This window comes from Paraburkholderia oxyphila NBRC 105797, assembly GCF_000685075.1.
In the GTDB taxonomy this organism is placed as follows: Bacteria; Pseudomonadota; Gammaproteobacteria; order Burkholderiales; family Burkholderiaceae; genus Paraburkholderia; species Paraburkholderia oxyphila.
On sequence record NZ_BAYD01000059.1, the window covers coordinates 23,852 to 40,060 of the forward strand.

The following is a 16,209-nucleotide window of genomic DNA, read 5'->3' on the forward strand; positions in this document are numbered from 1 at the left end:
GGATGGCGAAATCAAGCGGTTTCCGCGAACAGCTCGCGGCCGATCAGCATGCGGCGAATCTCGCTCGTGCCCGCGCCGATTTCGTAGAGCTTCGCGTCGCGCCAGAGACGCCCGACCGGATATTCGTTGATATAGCCGTTGCCGCCGAGGATCTGGATGGCCTCGCCGGCCATCCACGTGGCCTTTTCGGCGGTGTAGAGAATCACGCCGGCGCAGTCCTTGCGCACCTGGCGCACGTGATCGGTGCCGATCGTGTCGAGCTGACGGCCGACCGCGTAGAGATACGCGCGGCACGCCTGGAACGTCGTATAGAGGTCGGCAACCTTGCCCTGGATGAGCTGGAATTCGCCGATGGCCTGGCCGAACTGCTTGCGCTCGTGAATGTACGGCACGACCGCGTCCATCACGGCGGCCATGATGCCGGTGGGGCCGCCCGCGAGCACGGCGCGCTCGTAGTCGAGGCCGCTCATGAGCACCTTCACGCCACCGTTGAGCTGGCCGAGGATATTTTCTTCGGGCACCTCGACGTCCTGGAACACGAGCTCGCCCGTGTGCGAGCCGCGCATGCCGAGCTTGTCGAGCTTTTGCGCCACCGAGAAGCCCTTCATGCCCTTTTCGACGATGAACGCCGTGATGCCGCGCGGGCCCGCTTCGAGATCGGTCTTCGCATAGACCACCAGCGTGTCGCAATCCGGGCCGTTGGTGATCCACATCTTCGTGCCGTTGAGCACGTATTTGTCGCCTTTTTTATCGGCGCGCAGCTTCATGCTGACGACGTCGGAGCCGGCGTTCGGCTCGCTCATCGCGAGCGCGCCCACGTGCTCGCCCGAGACGAGCTTGGGCAGGTACTTGCGCTTTTGCGCCTCGGTGCCGTTGCGGTGGATCTGGTTCACGCACAGGTTCGAATGCGCGCCATAAGAAAGGCCGACCGAAGCCGAGGCGCGCGAGATCTCCTCCATCGCCACCATGTGCGCCGTGTAGCCCATGTTCGCGCCGCCGTATTCCTCGGAGACGGTCATGCCGAGCACGCCCAGGTCGCCGAACTTGCGCCAGAGGTCCATCGGGAACTGGTCGGTGCGGTCGATCTCGCCCGCGCGCGGGGCGATTTCCTTGGCCGCGAAGTTCTGGATGCTGTCGCGCAGCATTTCGACTTCTTCGCCAAGCGGGAACTGCAAACCGGGTACGTTGCTCATCCTGTGTCTCCTGTGTAGGGCGCGGGCGTTCTCGCGGGTGACGCGACTTGCCCCTTGGGGACACATTTCACGCCACATTTACGTTAACGTCAATAGAAATTTTTGAGTAACGCTCAGATTTCTTGTAACCTCCACTTCATAGCGCTTTCATCGCATTGCAAAGCGTGAGACATCGTGCATAATTGACACGAATCCCGTCGTAAACTGAACCTTACTCAGAATGTCTACCGCCCCCAATACCTTCCTGCCCGCATCGCGCCGCCAGCCGGCCGGGCGCAAGTCCCAGCAGCGCGTGAAGGAGATACTCGAGGCCGGGCGTGAGGTGTTCTCCGAAAAGGGCTACACGCGCGCCACCACGGCCGAAATCGCGCAGCGGCTGGGCATCTCCGAAGCCACGGTGTTCAGCTACTTTCGCGGCAAACGCGAGTTGTGCTCGCGCGTGATCGGCGACTGGTATGACGAATCGATCGAGGCGATCGAGGCGGGCCTGCCGCGCGACGGCACCGTGCGCCAGCAGTTTGCATTCATCGTGCGCATGCATTTGCGGCTGATGCTGGAGAGCGGCACGGGCATCTGCGAGCTGGTGCTTTCGGAGGGACGTACGCGCCATCACGAGCTCAGCGAGGCGCTCACGGAAATGCAGCGGCGCTACACGGCGCCGCTCATGCGCGTGCTCGCGCGCGGCCAGGAATGCGGGCAGATTCGCAACGACATGCCGCTGCGCCTGTTGCGCTCGCTGATCTTCGGGCCGATGGAGCACGTGCTCTGGGACGCGACGCTCGGCAACCGCCGCACCGATATCGACGCCACAGCGGAGAAACTCGCCGACGTATTGTGGAATGCGCTGCAGCCGCCCAATATCGAGCTGGCCGCGCTCGCCCAATTCAGCCAGGACGTGGGTGAGGCCATGCGCCGGCTCGAGCGCGAACGCGCGCCGCGCAAGGCGGGCGCGCAATCGTCTTCACAGGATTAGCGTCCGGTCACGCCGCTAGCTGGCGTCAAAGCACGGCGCCCCTGGCTCGCGCAACGCGCCGGCAAGGTGTGGGGGTTTCGCGCTAAGCTGGTGCTTTCGCATCAGTCCCTTCAAGCCGCCACGCACAGACCGCCATGCACACCACGCTTACCGCTGCGCTCGCCTCGCGCTTCGCGTCGCTCGCGCTCGCCCACCTCACGCGCGAGTATCCGAACAAGCTCACCCATTCGCTGGCCGGTCCGCAGGACGTGCAGGGCCCGCGCGCGCTGCATCCCGTGTTCTACGGCAGCTACGACTGGCATTCATGCGTGCACGGCTACTGGCTCGTCGCGCATCTGCTGGAGCGCTTCCCCGACTTGCCCGAGGCGCCGCGCATCGTCGCCGTGATCGACGAGCACTTCACTGAGGCGAACATGGCCGGCGAGCGCGCCTACCTCGACCTGCCGCACAACCGCGGCTTCGAGCGTCCCTACGGCTGGGCCTGGCTGCTCGCGCTCGCGGGGCAGTTGCATGGCATGAAGACGCCTGAGGCCCAGCGCTGGTCGCGCACGCTGACGCCGCTCACCGAGGCGTTCGTCGAGCGTTTCGAGGAATTTCTGCCGAAGGCGACTTATCCGCTGCGCGTGGGCACGCACTTCAACACCGCATTCGCGCTCACGCTCGCACTCGACTTTGCGCGTCGGACGTCGCGCGATGGGCTCGCACGCCTGATCGAGGAGACGGCACGGCGCTGGCACGAAGGCGATGCGGGATGCCAGGCGTGGGAGCCGTCGGGCGACGAGTTCCTCTCGCCCTCGCTCATGGTCGCGGTGCTGATGAGCCGCGTGCTGGGCGCCGACGCGTTCGCCGCGTGGTTCGAGCGCTTTCTGCCCGCGCTGGCCGCGCGCGAGCCGGCCACGCTGTTCCTGCCCGCCACCGTCACCGACCGCAGCGACGGCAAGATCGCCCATCTCGACGGCCTGAACCTGAGCCGCGCGTGGTGCCAGCGCACACTCGCGCGCGTGCTGCCGGAAGGCGACGCGCGTGCGCTCGCGCTGCGCGAAGCCGCGCAGACGCATCTGGACACGGCGCTCGAGCACGTCGCCGGCGACTATATGGGCGAGCACTGGCTCGCCAGCTTCGCGACGCTGGCGCTCGAAGCCTGAGCGTAGCGGGCACACCTGGCGTCGCTGTGCGCGCCTGGGTTAGCGGCGCACGCTGACCGCTCGCAGCGAGCGCCCCTCGCCCCCCCATCGCGCGCTGCCTGCCCTCGCGGCGATCAGAACGCCGCGGCTTCCTCGGCCACGCGCTCGCACAGCGGCACGGGGTCGAGCAGCATCAAGGTGCCCTGCCCCGGCAACTCGACCGCCTCGCGCATGTCGCCGCGCGTCTGCGTACCGGCGGCGCGCGTGAACATCGCGGGCATCGTCAGCTGGGCGCTGCCATTGAGCGTCACGATATCCTCGACCGAATCGACCAGCAGTCCGTACTTTTCTCCACGATGCTCGACGATCAGGATCTTCGCGTGCGCGAGATCCTCGTAGGGCGGCATCGCATACATCGAACGCACGTCGATGACCGTCACGATCACGCCACGCAGATTCAGCACGCCGCGCACGAAAGCGGGCAAGCCCGGCGTCTTGACGATGTCGTCGCGGTAGTCGATCACCTCGCGCAATTCGGCAATGCGCACGCCGATCAACTGGCCGATGCGGAACGTCACGAGGGTCTGCCGGGTGCCGCCGCGCTTTTGGGCGGCATCGCCCGCTTGCACGACCTTGCGATAGAGATCGCGATGGCCCGTTGCCAGCGTCGCGATGCGCTCGTTCGCAAAGAGCGCATCGGCGTTCACGAGCAGCACGCCCGTCGAGTCGCCCGCGGCGAGATAGCCCGCGAACAGCGAGCGATGCGCGCTTCCATAGGAAGGCATCGGCAAGAGCTCATCTTCGCGGTACGCGACGATGCTCGCGACTTCGTCCACCAGCAGGCCAAAGCAGCCCTCGTCGCGGTTGAGGACCACGATGCGCCGCTCATCCGCGGCGACCTCCGCGTCGGGCGCACGCGCAAAGCCTAGAAAGGTGCCGAAATCGAGCACCGGCAGCGTCGCGCCACGCAGGTTGAGCATGCCGATGCACACGTCGTCGGCCATCGGCGAATGCTGCAGCGCCGGCACGCGGATGATCTCCTGGATAGCGCCCATCGGCAGCGCCAGCGCAGTGCCGCCCACCTTGAACGAAACATTCTGGCGACGCTGCCCTTGTTGCGCTCTTCGCCCGGTTGTGCGCGCAACTTGATCGACGAAATGCGGCACGTCGCGCAGCCCGAGCAGCGCCGCCGCCGACAGCACCTGCAGCACGTGCTCGCCGCCGTCGAGCTTGAGCACCGCGCCGATCACCGCCGGCGCACTGCCTTCGGCTGTCTGGATCGCGATCACCTGATCCTTCGGCACACGCAGAATCTCGCCAGTTGCGTCGAAGCGCAATCCCACGCGCACGCCCGCGGTCTCCACGATCGCGATCTTGCGCGCGAGCGCGGTGCCCTCGTCGCGCAGATTCAGCAACTGGTGCAAATCGACCACGGGAATCAGCGTGCCGCGCAGATTGAACAAACCGAGCAGATAAGGCGGCGCGAGCGGCACCGGCGTGAGCGTCTCGGGATGATTGACGACTTCCTGGAGCGCGGCGACGGGCAACGCGAGCTCCGTGCCGGCCAGGTGAAACGACCCGTACAGCTCGAGCTGGCCGGCGGCGGCCAGCGAACGATGGTTCATCGTGAAGCTCCGTAGCGAATGGGAACGATGGGCGTCGAACGGGAGGCAAATACCCTGCGTAAGTGGAGCCAGGCGCGCCGTTCACCCCGGGCGCGAAAAGCGGCGCACCGCGTAGTCCTGCTGCCCGCAATCGATGGTCAGTTGCCGCCCGCACTCGCCGCCCACATCCGTGTGGATGACGCGCACGCGCGCGTGCGCCAGCAGTTGCTGCGCCATGCGCACGTTCAGTTCGCCGATCGGCTCGTGAATCGTGGTCCGGTGGTGCATCATGTTCGCGCCGCCCGCCAGCACGGCTTCGATTTCACCCTCGGGCGCCGCCTGGGCGCCCATCATCGAGATCAGCGCAGGCAGCGCGTCGACCACGTACTTGGCGTCCTGGCCGTGACGCTCGGCCGGCACGGCGCGCGGCCTGCCCACCGGCTCCGGCAGCAGGCAATGCGCAAGCCCGCTCGTACCGCGCGCGCGCCACAGCAGCCCGATGCCCACGCACGAGCCCAGCGTGGCGCGCAGGATTCTGGCGTCGTCCCGGGTGCTGACCGCGATCTCGCACATCCGCACCTGCACGTCACGCGTGCTCATGGTCGCGCTCCTCGCGATGCTGGCCGTTGCGGTAGATGAGCGGCTGCTCGAACGTGAACCCCGTCGTCACGCGGCTCAGGGATTCCGACTCGCCCACGATCAGCACGGCATTCGGGCGCATCGCGCGGCGTACGTTCGCGAGCACCGCCTTTTGTCCTTCGAGGTCGAAATAGATCAGCACGTTGCGCAACAGCACCAGATCGAACTGCCCCAGCTCGCGCGGCGCCGCATAGAGATTGTGGCGCCGGAACGCGACGTGCGCGCGCAGCGCCTCGCCCACGCCCGCCTGCACGCCCTCGCTGCGAAAATACTTCTGCAGCAGCGCGGGATGGCTCTGGCGCAGGCCCTCGATGCTGCGGCCCCGATAGCTGCCGGCACGCGCGTTCGCGAGGATGCCATCCGAGATATCGGTGCCAACGATCGCGTAACGAAACGCCGCCTCGCGCGCCCGAAACTCTTCGCAGAGCATCGCCGTGGACCACGCTTCCTCGCCGCTCGACGCCGCCGCGGACCACACGCGCAGCGCCGAGCCCGGATGCGCCGCGAACCACTGCGGCAGGAAGCTCTGCGCGAGATAGTCCCAGATGCGCGGTGTGCGGAAGAACGACGTCTCGTTGGTCGTCACAAGGTCGATGAAATCGTCGATTTCATCGGCGTTCGTGTCGAGCACCTGCAGATAGTCGCGATAGTCCGGCAAACCGAGCGCCATCACGCGACGACGCAAGCGACCCTTGAGCATGGTCCACTTGCGCTCGTTCATGGCGATGCCGGTATGGCGGCGCACCTGCTCGAACAGCGCGCGCTGCACCGAAGGTTCGACATCCTGATCGATATCCACTCCGCCCCCCGGCGTTTAGACGACGAAGCGCGCTACCGTGCTGTCGAGCCCCTCGGCGCCGCCCTTGAGCGATGCGGCCGCACGGGCGATGGTGTCGCAGGCGCCCGCCGACTTCTCGGTCTCCTCCGCCACCTGCTGGATCGCGGCGCTCACTTCGCGTGCGGCCACGAGTTGCTCGTCGGCACCGCACGAGATCTCGGAGATCGCCTGGGTGGTGCGGGCCACGCCCGCCACGATCTTCTCGAACGCCTCGCCCGCCTGCTTCGAGATTTCGCTGCCCTGCGCGACGCGCTTGACCGACTCGTTGATGAGCTTCGAGATCTCCTTGGTCGCCTGCGAGGACCGCTCGGCCAGCTTACGCACTTCGTCGGCGACCACCGAGAAGCCGAGCCCGTGCTCGCCGGCGCGCGCCGCCTCGATCGCGGCGTTGAACGCGAGCAGATTGGTCTGGCTCGCGATCTCGCCGATCACCTTGATGATCTCGGCGATGTCCTCCGAGGAGCGGTTGATGAGCTCCATGGCTTCGATCGAGCGCGTCACCGCCTTGGCGCCGCGCTCCGCTTCCTGCTGCGTGTCCTTGGCCAGTTGATCGGCGCCGCGCGAATTGTCGGCAATGGAGTTGATCGACGCCGTCAGTTCTTCGATCGACGCGTTCATTTCCTCGACGGTCGCGCCGAGCAGTTGCGCACCGCCAGCCACCGTATCGGCTCGCGCTGCGATGTCCTTCGACGAGTCCTTGAACGTGCCCGCCGATTCCACGACCTTGCCGATCACGCCCGCGAGGTCGCTCATCATGCTTTTGATGCCCGCCGCGAGCTGGTCGATGGGCTCGTCGCCGGCCACGTCGACGTGACCGGTCAGATCGCCCGACGCGGCGTTGCGCACGACCGCAAGCAACTGTTCGACCTTGAGCTGATCGCTCTCCGCGCGGCGCTTGACGCTTTCCTCGAGCTCGACCTGCGCGCTCACGTCGTTCGCGAACTTCACCACCTTGTAGAGGCGGCCGTTCACGTCGAAGATCGGGTTATAGGTGGCCTGAATCCACACGACGCGCCCGCCCTTGCCGACACGCTTGTAGCGGCCCGAGTCGAACTCGCCGCGATTGAGCTTGGCCCAGAACTCGCGATACTCCGTGCTCTGCACGTAGGCATCGTCACAGAACAGGCGGTGGTGCTTGCCCTGAATCTCCTCGAGCCGGTAGCCGAGCGTGTCGAGGAAATTCTGGTTCGCCTGCAGCACGATGCCGTTCGTGTCGAACTCGATCACGGCCTGCGCCTTGTCGATCGCGCGCAAGCGGCCTTCGTAGTCGGCATGCTGCTGCTTGGCCTGGGTGATGTCGGTGGCGAACTTGATGACTTTGTAGGGACGCCCGTCCGCGCCGAGCACCGGGTTGTAGGACGCGTTGATCCAGATCTCGCGGCCGCCGCGCCCGATGCGGCGATATTCGCCACGATCGAACTCGCCGCGGCCGAGGCGTTCCCAGAACTGGCGATAGGCCTCGCTATGCACATAATCAGGATCACAGAACATTCGATGATGCTTGCCGCGGACTTCGTCGAGCGTATAGCCGAGCACGGCCAGGAAATTGTCGTTGGCATGCAGGATGATGCCCTGCAGGTCGAACTCGATCACGGCCTGCGCGCGGTTCAGTGCTGCGCTCACTGCACTCAGCTCGATCATCTCGAGCTGCCGGTCCGGCGTCGCATGTTCCATCGTTTTACCCCCGTTGTCGTTGCAGCGGCTGTGCCTCGCGGCGCAATCCAGCGATCCGCCCGCAGCTAGCAGGCGTTCTCTCATTCATTTTATTGACGTGTTTTATAACGTCTAATTTTTGCATCGAATCCGATCGAGAACGGCAAATTCCTGTGCCGAAGCTGCCGCTCGCAATAGGGCTTCCCTACTTGCGTGATATCGGCGTTTACGCGGTGCGGCTTGACTAGGGGTTTTCTCTAATGCAAACGTTTTCTTTACGGGATTTTTTGTGCTCTGATCGAGCAATTGTCATGCGCTCGCAACACGGGCTTTTAAAACGCATACACAATGAAAATTGAATGAAAGGCTTTCCCTTTCCGCGCAATTTCCTTTATGGCGTTTTGGATATGGTGTGGTTATGTCTTTCAAGAAAAAAGCGCGCCGTTGCGGCGCGCTTTTCATGGCACTCGAGCGGGAGAACTAGTTCGACACGTAGCCGACATACGGCCCCGTCGCGCCCGCCCCTGACGACGTGCCGTCGATCCCGTAATAGATGCGCCGGCCGTAGAAGAACGGCATGCCCAGATCGACGGTCTGCGCGAGGAACGAGGCGAGATTGCTGAACGCGAAGTTCAGCGTCGAAAACAGCGCATCCGCATTGCCGATGACAATGTTCGTCGTGGCATTCACGCCGTTCGTGTCAGATAGCGCGACGGTACGCTTGAGCGGCGAGGCGGGCACATACCAGACACCATCCTGGACGATCGACCAGTCCTCGAAACTCAGCGTGTTCGAGCCCGAATCCATGAATGTCTGCACCGTGCTGCCATTGCCGACGCTGCCCGTGAAGTTGCCCCAGCGATCGGTCGCGAGCACGGTGGCGCCCGTACCGGCCAACAGGTTGTTCGACTGCGTGCCGATGCCGAACGTGACCGTGCCGGTCGCCGTGGGCGCGCCGCCGGCAGCGACTGCCGGCATGTCCACGATCAGGCCGTTATTGTCGACGGGGAAAAGCGCCACCGGATTCGTGACCTGATTGACGAGCGGCATCGAGATCGGCGTGGCCGGAGCGGTATCGGCGTAGTAGTAGCCCGCGCGCGGCGTGCTGCCTGCACACGAGGCACCGCAGTCGTAGCGCGCGACCCCGACGCCGAGTATCCCGTTCGCGCCCAGCACGGCCGGGCTCGTGAGCGCCGTGTTCCAGACACACGAGGCCGGCACCGGCGAGACGATCGCGGCGTCGCCCATCACCTGGATCGGCACGGCGGCCGCCACCTCGCGCGAGAGCTTCACGTCTGCCGTGCGCAGGCTTCCCCACGTGTAGCCCGAGCCGAATGCGGCACAGGCGGCCACGCTCTTGCCGCTGGCGGGATCGGTCTGCACGGGCAGCGCGGCGAGCGTCGAGGCAGGAATCGCCGACGCATAAAGGCGCAAGCCGAACGAGCCCGTGTCGAGCAAGACGTTGTCGATCGTCGCGCAACTGGTCTGTCCGCTGCTGCCCGGCTGACAAACCGTGACGCTCACGAGCGGGAAATTGCGCACGGCGGTCGCGGACGAGACGCGTACGGGAATCGTGTTGCCGATATCGGCGGTGGAGCCGCCGCCTGACGAACCGGAATTGCCGGAACCGGAACCGGAGCCGGAGTCCGATGTGCCGGAGCCGGAATTGCCCGAGCCGGAGTTGCCCGAGCCGGAGTTGCCCGAGCCGGAGTTGCCCGAGCCGGAGTTGCCCGAGCCAGAGTTGCCCGAGCCAGAGTTGCCCGAGCCAGAGTTACCCGATCCAGAGTTGTTCCCCGAGCCGGAGTTACCCGATCCAGGGTTGTTCCCCGAGCCCGAGCCGCCAGAACCCGAAGTACCGTTATTCGTATTGCCCGAGGCGCCTCCGCTTGACGGGCCCGACGCCCCCGAAGCACTCGAAGCGCCGTTCGACACCGCCGCGCCGTTGTTCGGCGTGCCATCGCCACCGCCCCCACCGCCGCAGGCCGACAGCAGCACACCGGCGCTGAGCGCGCAAACCATGATGATCTTGTTCATCGCGCGTCCCCGCTTATTGGATCTGATCGGCACTCATGCCGAGAGGCAGCGCCTTCGGCAGCCACGCCCGCCCCGTCAACGCGCCCATATGGCCGCCCGTTTCGACGACAAGGTCGTCCTGATGCACGGCAACCGGCCCGTAACCGCCGCCGCGCGCGGCGTGCGCCGCCGCGAGCCCCTTCTGCCAGTTGGGAAAGTAACTGCCCAGCAGCGTATCGAGCGAGCCGACACGCGGTCCGCGCCAGGAGACGGCGAATACGGTGCCGCTGGCGTCGAGATATTCGTGAATCACCGTACCGGTGTCGAGCGTGGTCGTCGTGACGGTCCAGGGCACCGCAACCGAGCTTGCAGCGGCCATCAAGCGCGTACCGGGTGTGCGCTGGGCCTGCGGAAAGGCGGGTGCACCGCCCAATGCCGCCCATGCGGGTGCCGCGGCGAGCCCCATCGCGGCGGCCACACTCATTGTCAGAATCCCCTTCATGTTGTAGTCCTTAGTAAATCGATGACGTCAACGGATGCTTCGCGCCCCGCACGGAGCGTCCGGCGAGTCTAAGCGGGTCTGAGCACGCGCATCTCGCTCGGCGAATCGAAATGACTATTCGAGTTTTTTGCGTCCGGGCGGCGCGCCATCGGCTTACACGCTGAAAGCCCGTGTGCATCGGCGTCTGACGCGCCGCGGCACAGGCGTGCATGGGCATGGAACACCCGGCGATCGATGAAAATGCGTGAAAGCTGATCGAGCGCTCTTGCGCCGATGGGAAAATTCGGCTCGCTGATCGATCTCCAAGTATTACAAGACAGCGGTCCCGCCCACCGAGGCGCCCAGGCCTCGCCGCTCGAGAGAACGCGGGTAAATCGTTCCATATAACGGCCGCTTGCACGCCGATCGCCACCGACGGGTGCCGCCGGCGCCGGCCACGCGCGCGCTACGCCGCCTGCGTTGTAACAACTCGAAAAAACAGTGGCGTTTGCGTAATTGCAATGAACCTCGCAATGTCATAGCGTTGCAGAATGCACGGGTGTGCAAGGCCAGGCCGGCACGCGCGCCCGGCCCAATTCCGTTCTGGAGATCGTTGTGAGAAGGTCGAAATTGATTCTCGGGGCCGCGCTGGCCGCTGTGGCCTGCGCAAGCGGCGCGGCGCACGCGGCGCGCGTGGGCGTCGCCATCGGTGTCGGCGTGCCTTTCGGCGCACCTTATTACTATCCGGTCGCCCCCTACTACTACGCGCCGGCGCCCGTGATCGTCGCGCCGCCGCCGGCGCCCGACTACGTCGAGCAGGGCCAGCCGCAAGCCCAGGCGCCCGGCGGCGACAACGGCGCGAACGACGACACGTGGTACTACTGCGACGCGTCGAAGACCTACTATCCCTATGTGAAGCAATGCTCGTCGGGCTGGCGCGCCGTGCCCGCCCAACCGGCGCCTTCGAACTGATCTGACGACATCGATCGAGTTAATCATGAAACCGACCTATTTCGCGCTGTTCGCCGCTGCAGGCCTTCTGAGCGCGTGCGCCGTGGTCCCGACCGGGCCGAGCGTGATGGCCTTGCCGGGCAGCGGCAAGACCTTCGACCAGTTCCGCAACGACGACTACAACTGTCGCCAGTTCGCCTTCCAGCAGGTGGGCGGCACCACCACCAACCAGGCCGCGACCAATAGCGCCGTGGGCAGCGCCGTGGTCGGCACGGCGCTGGGCGCCGCCGCGGGCGCGGCGTTCGGCGGCGGCAGCGGCGCGGCCATCGGCGCGGGCGCCGGCCTGCTCGCGGGCAGCGCCGTCGGCATGGGCAACGCGCAAGGCTCGGCCTACGACGTCCAGCGCCGCTACGACTACGCGTATCTGCAGTGCATGTACGCCAACGGCAACCGCATTCCCGTCGCGGGCCGCATGCAGACGCAGCAGCCGTCCTATCAGACGCAGCCGCGCTATCTGCCGCCTCCGCCGCCGGGATCGCCGCCCCCGCCGCCGCCAGGTTCGTACTGAGCGACGCGCGGCCGGCCACGCTGGCTTGCGCACTCGCCTGCGCGAGCGCTCGAGTGGCCCCAAAAGCAACGCGCCCTTAACGGGCGCGTTTGTCTATCGTTACAAGGCTCGACGACACAAGCACATCGTGTCAATCAGCCCGGCAAAATCGCCATGCGATACGACGTCATTTCATGTGCATCTTCGCCTGAATTGATTCGACATCCGAATAAAATCCCGGCGCGGTGCTGGACCAGCCAGCCGCCGCACGCAGTTGCGCAAGCGGCAAGCTCACGCGTTGCACGGCGCCCGTCTGCTGATCGATCAGCGTCATCTCCTGCGAGTCGCCTCCGGCCTTCAGCTTGCCGTCCGGCGCCTCCTTGTCCTCCAGCAGCGGCTGCAGCACCGGCGCGAGCGACTTCAGCAACTGCACCGAAAGCGCGCTCGTGAACGAAAAGCGTGCTGCATAAGGCTCGTGCACGAACGCGGTGAGCGTGCCGTAGAAGCGGTTGCCAATGACGAACACGAACGTCGCGGTGCGGTTCACCTTGCGCGACTCGATGAGGCGCGCGCCCGGCGCATACACGTTAAAGCGCTGATCGCCCGTGCCGGTCTTGCCATAGACCGGCAGCGTCTTGCCGTCGGGAAGCGTCATGCCATCGGCGAGCCGCTTGGCCGTGCCGCCTTCCACCACCGAAGTCAGCAACTCGCGCACCACCTGCGAGATCTGCGGCGAAATCAGCGGCTGCGGCGGCGTGGCCGCGTGCACGAAGCGCGTTTCGTACGGCGTGCCGCGCGCGAAGTCGAGCGTTTCGAAGCTATGCGTCGGCAGCTTCTCGCCATTGCTCGAGACGAGACCGATCAGATACGCGAGCGCCGAAGGCCGGTCGCCTGACGCGCCAATCGCCGCGCCATAAGAAGGCGTGATGTTGTCGAACGGATAGCCGAGCGCGCGCCACGACTTGCCGATCTCGGCGTAGGCCTTCATCTCGATCATGCGGCGGATGCGCCGGTTCTGCGTCGCGTAATAGCGCGTCTTGAAGAGCCACTTGTAGGTATAGAGACGCACATCGCGGCTTTGCGCCTGAACCTGCGCGAGCGTCGCGTCGGGATGCGTGCGCAGATAGTTCAGCAGCCACAGCTCGAGCGGGTGAATGCCCGCGATATAGCCGCGATCGTTGAGGTTGAACTTGTCGATCGCGTACTTGTTGTAGTAGTTGGCGAGGTCTTCGTCGTCGAGCCACTGGAACTTGGTGTTCTTCAGCTGCGCGCGCATCAGCGCGTTGAACCACGTCTGGTCGCCGTTGGGGTTCACGCTGCGCAGCACCGTCGCAATACGCGCCGGTCCCTTGCGCGTGTGCTGCAGCAGCACCTGCAGCGCCTCGTCGTTGCTCTTGCCCGCATAGCGCGTGTAGAAGCGCTTCATGTAGACCTGGCTCTCGCCATCGGCGAACTGCGTCAGGTAGTGGTTGCGCACGGCCGGATCGTCGAGATAGGTCGAGGGCGGCCCCGAGACCTGGATCATCTCGTAGTGGACGATGTCGCGCATGAGCCGCACGAACACGAGATTCACCGAATGCTGGAACGCGCGCTGCACGGTGAGGATCTGCGCGTTGTCGCTCGACTCGAAGTTATTGAAGCTCTGCGCGCCGCCGCCCGTGTAGAAAGTCTCACCCGGATTCGCGGAATACTTGCGCTGCACGGCCGCTTCGAGCATGGCTGACAGCGAACGGTCGGGCGTCGTGGAGAGGTAGTCGAGCGCCCAGCGCGTGAGTGCGTCGCTCGGGTCCACTTGCGGAATCATCGCGCGCAGCGTCTTCGCATCCTCGCCGGCGTACTTCTCGTGCAGCGCGCTCACGATCTGCAAGTACAAAATGAGCGTGCGCAGCTTCGCCGTCGAGCCGAGATTCAGGCGCGCGCCCGAGTTGATGTCGAACGGCTCGTTCACGCTATCGGTCTGCACGCGCACGAGGTTCTCGCCGCCGCGCCGCTCGAACAGCGTGAAGCTGTAAGCGATCTTCGACGGATCGTCCCACGGTTGCAGCATCTCGTAGCCCACGAGTCCCGCCGCGCGCGCACCGTCCTTGGTCGCGGCATCGGCGAGCCGGTCGCCCACGGCCTGCTGCACGGCGGCGTCGAGCGTGGAGGTGGCCGAGAGATCGAGGCGGTCGAGATCGTAGAGCGTCTTCAGGCCCAGCGCCTGCATCAGTTGCGTGCGCATCGTGAGCACCGCCTTGCGCTCGGCGTAGGAGGCCGGCGCGCGCGGCGCGGGCTTCGAGCGGTCGAGCGTGAGCTGCGTCGCGAGCGCGGCGTCGCGCAGCGCGGGCGAAATCACGCCGCCACTGCCGAGCAGGCGCAGATAGCTGTCCGTAAGCTTGGCTAGCGCGTCGTTGTTCTTCTGCAGGAAATACGAGGGCGCGCGCTGGGCGATCAGCAGCGAGAGCACCTGGCGGAACGCGAGCGCCTGCTCGTCGAGCGTCGCGCTCGAAATGGGCTCGCGCAGGATGCGGTTGACGTCGCGGAAGTCGCGCCCGTACCAGGCCGCGAGGCCGTCACCGATGCCATTGACTTCGCCCACGCCGGCCTTGGCCGAGAGCGGCACGGAATTCAGGTAGTGCACGAGGATCTGCTGGCGCGCGGGCATCGTCTGCGGACCGTCCAGATAGGCGCGCACCGAGGCCGACGCAATCTGGCGCAGCTTCTCGGGCGGCGTGGCGGTGCGCCCGCCCGCGGAGTGGCGGAACTTCTCGATCTGCGTGGCGAGCGTGCTGCCGCCCGGCGTCTGCTGATGCTTGTTCACGAGGCGCGCGCCCTGATCGACGAGTGCGCGGGAGAAGCGCCCCCAGTCGATGGCCGGATTGCGGTTGGGCTGGTCGGCGGCGAGCAGGTACTTGTCTTCGATGAAGAGCAGCGAATCGCGCACGAGCGGCGGCACGGCTTCGAAGTTCTCGTAGACACGCTGCGGATAGCGCGTATGGAACAGCATCGCGCCATTTGCGTCGCGCAGCACGATGCCGGCCTGATCCTTTTCCTCATAGGGGAGGAAAAGGCCATCATCGGCGAGCGAGATCATGCGTTCTGAATCGCGGGCCTGCGCCGCGACGGCGAAGCCGCGCTTTTCGAGCCGGTCGGTGAACGCCGGCAGTTGCGCGTAGCCGAGCCGCACGTCGTAAGGACCATTCGTCGTGGGAAAGCGGATGCTGTGGCTCGCCCCGGGCTCGACCGCGAAGCCGATGTCACGCGTGAGTTCGGAGAGGTAGCGCGCCTGCAGTCTCGACGTGTCGATCTCGATCTGGACGATGCGCACCACGATGGCGATGGCCGCCAGAATCGCGACGAGCAAACCCCACTTGATCCACCGCCAGACTGAACCGGCATGGGTGGCAGGAAGAGGAAAACGGACCGACGGGCGGCTCATGGTTATTCTCCCTGACGTCGCGTCAGATCGCGGAGTACACCTCTGAGATAGTCTATCTCGCCTGGTTGATTCGTGTGTAGCGGTGTCGCATCACGGCGGCGTCAGTCGCATGCCCGCAACAGCCGTGCCCGCCCGGTGCGTGCGGCACCGTACATTTCTTCTCGTATTACTAGTCGTGTTTCCACTGTATCCGGCCTGGATGTCGCGCAAATGGCGGCCGCCAGCCCATGTCACGCGGCGCCGGCACGCGGCGTGCTCGCCGTTATAATCTTCAGTTCCTTGCCGTTTGCGGCCGCCCACTCCATTTGAGAAATATGAAGAAGCTTGCCGTGCCCCTCGCCCTTTCGCTCAGCCTCGGCGCCTGCGCCTGGTTCCAGAGCAATCCGGATTCCGGCCAGCCCGTCATCGATTCCACGACCAACCGGTCGGTTCAGGATGTCGTCTCGTGCCTGACGGCCGAAGCCACCCGGCACGGCGCGAGCTTCGAGACCACCGCGTTGCCGCAGGGCCAAATGCTCGACTTCGGCGACTCCAACGTCATCAAGATCCGCGCGGACAACGGCACGACCACCTATCGCTTCTACGCCGGCAAGCGGCACGCAGCGAACCTGTGGATCGAAGGCGCGAGCAAGACCTGCGCGCCCTGAGCCCGGCGCTTTGCCACGCCCGTTTGCGCGTGCGAGCGGCACGCCGGCGCAAGTCCGCTTACGAATGATTACGAGACGTAGAGCCGTGTAGTACGGCGACACATCTTCGCGGCGGGTTTTAAGAATCG

14 protein-coding genes are annotated in these 16,209 nt (G+C 65.5%); 6 read left to right on the forward strand and 8 right to left on the reverse strand.

Annotation, left to right across the window (positions count from 1 at the left end):
* Positions 1–11: 11 nt before the first annotated feature.
* On the reverse strand, positions 12–1,193 hold the full coding sequence (locus BO1_RS30165) for an isovaleryl-CoA dehydrogenase (RefSeq protein ID WP_028220736.1): 1,182 nt from the start codon (positions 1,191–1,193) through the stop codon (positions 12–14).
* A gap of 220 nt (positions 1,194–1,413) precedes the next feature.
* Here BO1_RS30165 and BO1_RS30170 point away from each other — a divergent pair, with 220 nt between their 5' ends.
* Together BO1_RS30170 and BO1_RS30175 are read left to right on the forward strand one after the other, a co-directional pair.
* Positions 1,414–2,166 carry a TetR/AcrR family transcriptional regulator gene (locus BO1_RS30170; RefSeq protein ID WP_028220737.1) on the forward strand — a complete coding sequence of 251 codons (753 nt, stop codon included), beginning with the start codon at positions 1,414–1,416 and terminating at the stop codon, positions 2,164–2,166.
* 134 nt (positions 2,167–2,300) lie between these two features.
* Positions 2,301–3,311 carry a DUF2891 domain-containing protein gene (locus tag BO1_RS30175; RefSeq protein WP_028220738.1) on the forward strand — a complete coding sequence of 337 codons (1,011 nt, stop codon included), beginning with the start codon at positions 2,301–2,303 and terminating at the stop codon, positions 3,309–3,311.
* Positions 3,312–3,424: 113 nt separating this feature from the next.
* Here the strand turns inward: BO1_RS30175 and BO1_RS53380 are convergent, their stop codons facing one another.
* The 5 genes from BO1_RS53380 to BO1_RS53385 all read right to left on the reverse strand — a co-directional run bounded on the left by BO1_RS53380 (position 3,425) and on the right by BO1_RS53385 (position 9,608).
* Positions 3,425–4,915, reverse strand: coding sequence for a chemotaxis protein CheW (locus BO1_RS53380; RefSeq protein WP_052409660.1), 1,491 nt, complete (start codon positions 4,913–4,915; stop codon positions 3,425–3,427).
* An 81-nt stretch (positions 4,916–4,996) separates the two neighbouring features.
* Positions 4,997–5,494 (reverse strand): chemotaxis protein CheD, encoded by a 498-nt coding sequence (locus tag BO1_RS30185; RefSeq protein ID WP_028220739.1) that lies wholly within the window; start codon positions 5,492–5,494, stop codon positions 4,997–4,999.
* Positions 5,481–6,332: a CheR family methyltransferase gene (locus tag BO1_RS30190; RefSeq protein ID WP_028220740.1), complete on the reverse strand. Its 852-nt coding sequence runs from the start codon at positions 6,330–6,332 to the stop codon at positions 5,481–5,483. Before BO1_RS30190 ends, BO1_RS30185 begins: the two co-directional genes overlap by 14 nt.
* A gap of 15 nt (positions 6,333–6,347) precedes the next feature.
* Positions 6,348–8,045 carry a methyl-accepting chemotaxis protein gene (locus BO1_RS30195; protein WP_028220741.1) on the reverse strand — a complete coding sequence of 566 codons (1,698 nt, stop codon included), beginning with the start codon at positions 8,043–8,045 and terminating at the stop codon, positions 6,348–6,350.
* Between the two features lie 459 nt (positions 8,046–8,504).
* Positions 8,505–9,608, reverse strand: a complete 1,104-nt coding sequence (locus BO1_RS53385; protein ID WP_407670018.1) for a DUF3443 family protein — start codon at positions 9,606–9,608, stop codon at positions 8,505–8,507.
* Between the two features lie 65 nt (positions 9,609–9,673).
* On the opposite strand from BO1_RS53385, the gene BO1_RS62110 reads away from it, so the two are divergent.
* Positions 9,674–10,030: a Cys-every-fifth RiPP peptide CefA gene (locus tag BO1_RS62110; RefSeq protein ID WP_176572808.1), complete on the forward strand. Its 357-nt coding sequence runs from the start codon at positions 9,674–9,676 to the stop codon at positions 10,028–10,030.
* A 41-nt stretch (positions 10,031–10,071) separates the two neighbouring features.
* Here the strand turns inward: BO1_RS62110 and BO1_RS30205 are convergent, their stop codons facing one another.
* Complete coding sequence (locus BO1_RS30205; protein WP_156992467.1) at positions 10,072–10,539, reverse strand: DUF2844 domain-containing protein; 468 nt, start codon at positions 10,537–10,539, stop codon at positions 10,072–10,074.
* A gap of 594 nt (positions 10,540–11,133) precedes the next feature.
* Here BO1_RS30205 and BO1_RS30210 point away from each other — a divergent pair.
* Positions 11,134–11,490, forward strand: a complete 357-nt coding sequence (locus tag BO1_RS30210) for a hypothetical protein (protein WP_028220743.1) — start codon at positions 11,134–11,136, stop codon at positions 11,488–11,490.
* Between the two features lie 25 nt (positions 11,491–11,515).
* Positions 11,516–12,037, forward strand: coding sequence for a YMGG-like glycine zipper-containing protein (locus BO1_RS30215; RefSeq protein ID WP_043287222.1), 522 nt, complete (start codon positions 11,516–11,518; stop codon positions 12,035–12,037).
* 166 nt (positions 12,038–12,203) lie between these two features.
* On the opposite strand, the gene BO1_RS53390 is transcribed toward BO1_RS30215, so the two are convergent.
* Entirely contained in the window at positions 12,204–15,434 is a 3,231-nt protein-coding gene (locus BO1_RS53390; RefSeq protein ID WP_084688276.1) for a transglycosylase domain-containing protein, read from the reverse strand.
* A 314-nt stretch (positions 15,435–15,748) separates the two neighbouring features.
* On the opposite strand from BO1_RS53390, the gene BO1_RS30225 reads away from it, so the two are divergent.
* Positions 15,749–16,081: a hypothetical protein gene (locus BO1_RS30225; RefSeq protein WP_028220745.1), complete on the forward strand. Its 333-nt coding sequence runs from the start codon at positions 15,749–15,751 to the stop codon at positions 16,079–16,081.
* The last annotated feature ends 128 nt before the right edge of the window (positions 16,082–16,209 follow it).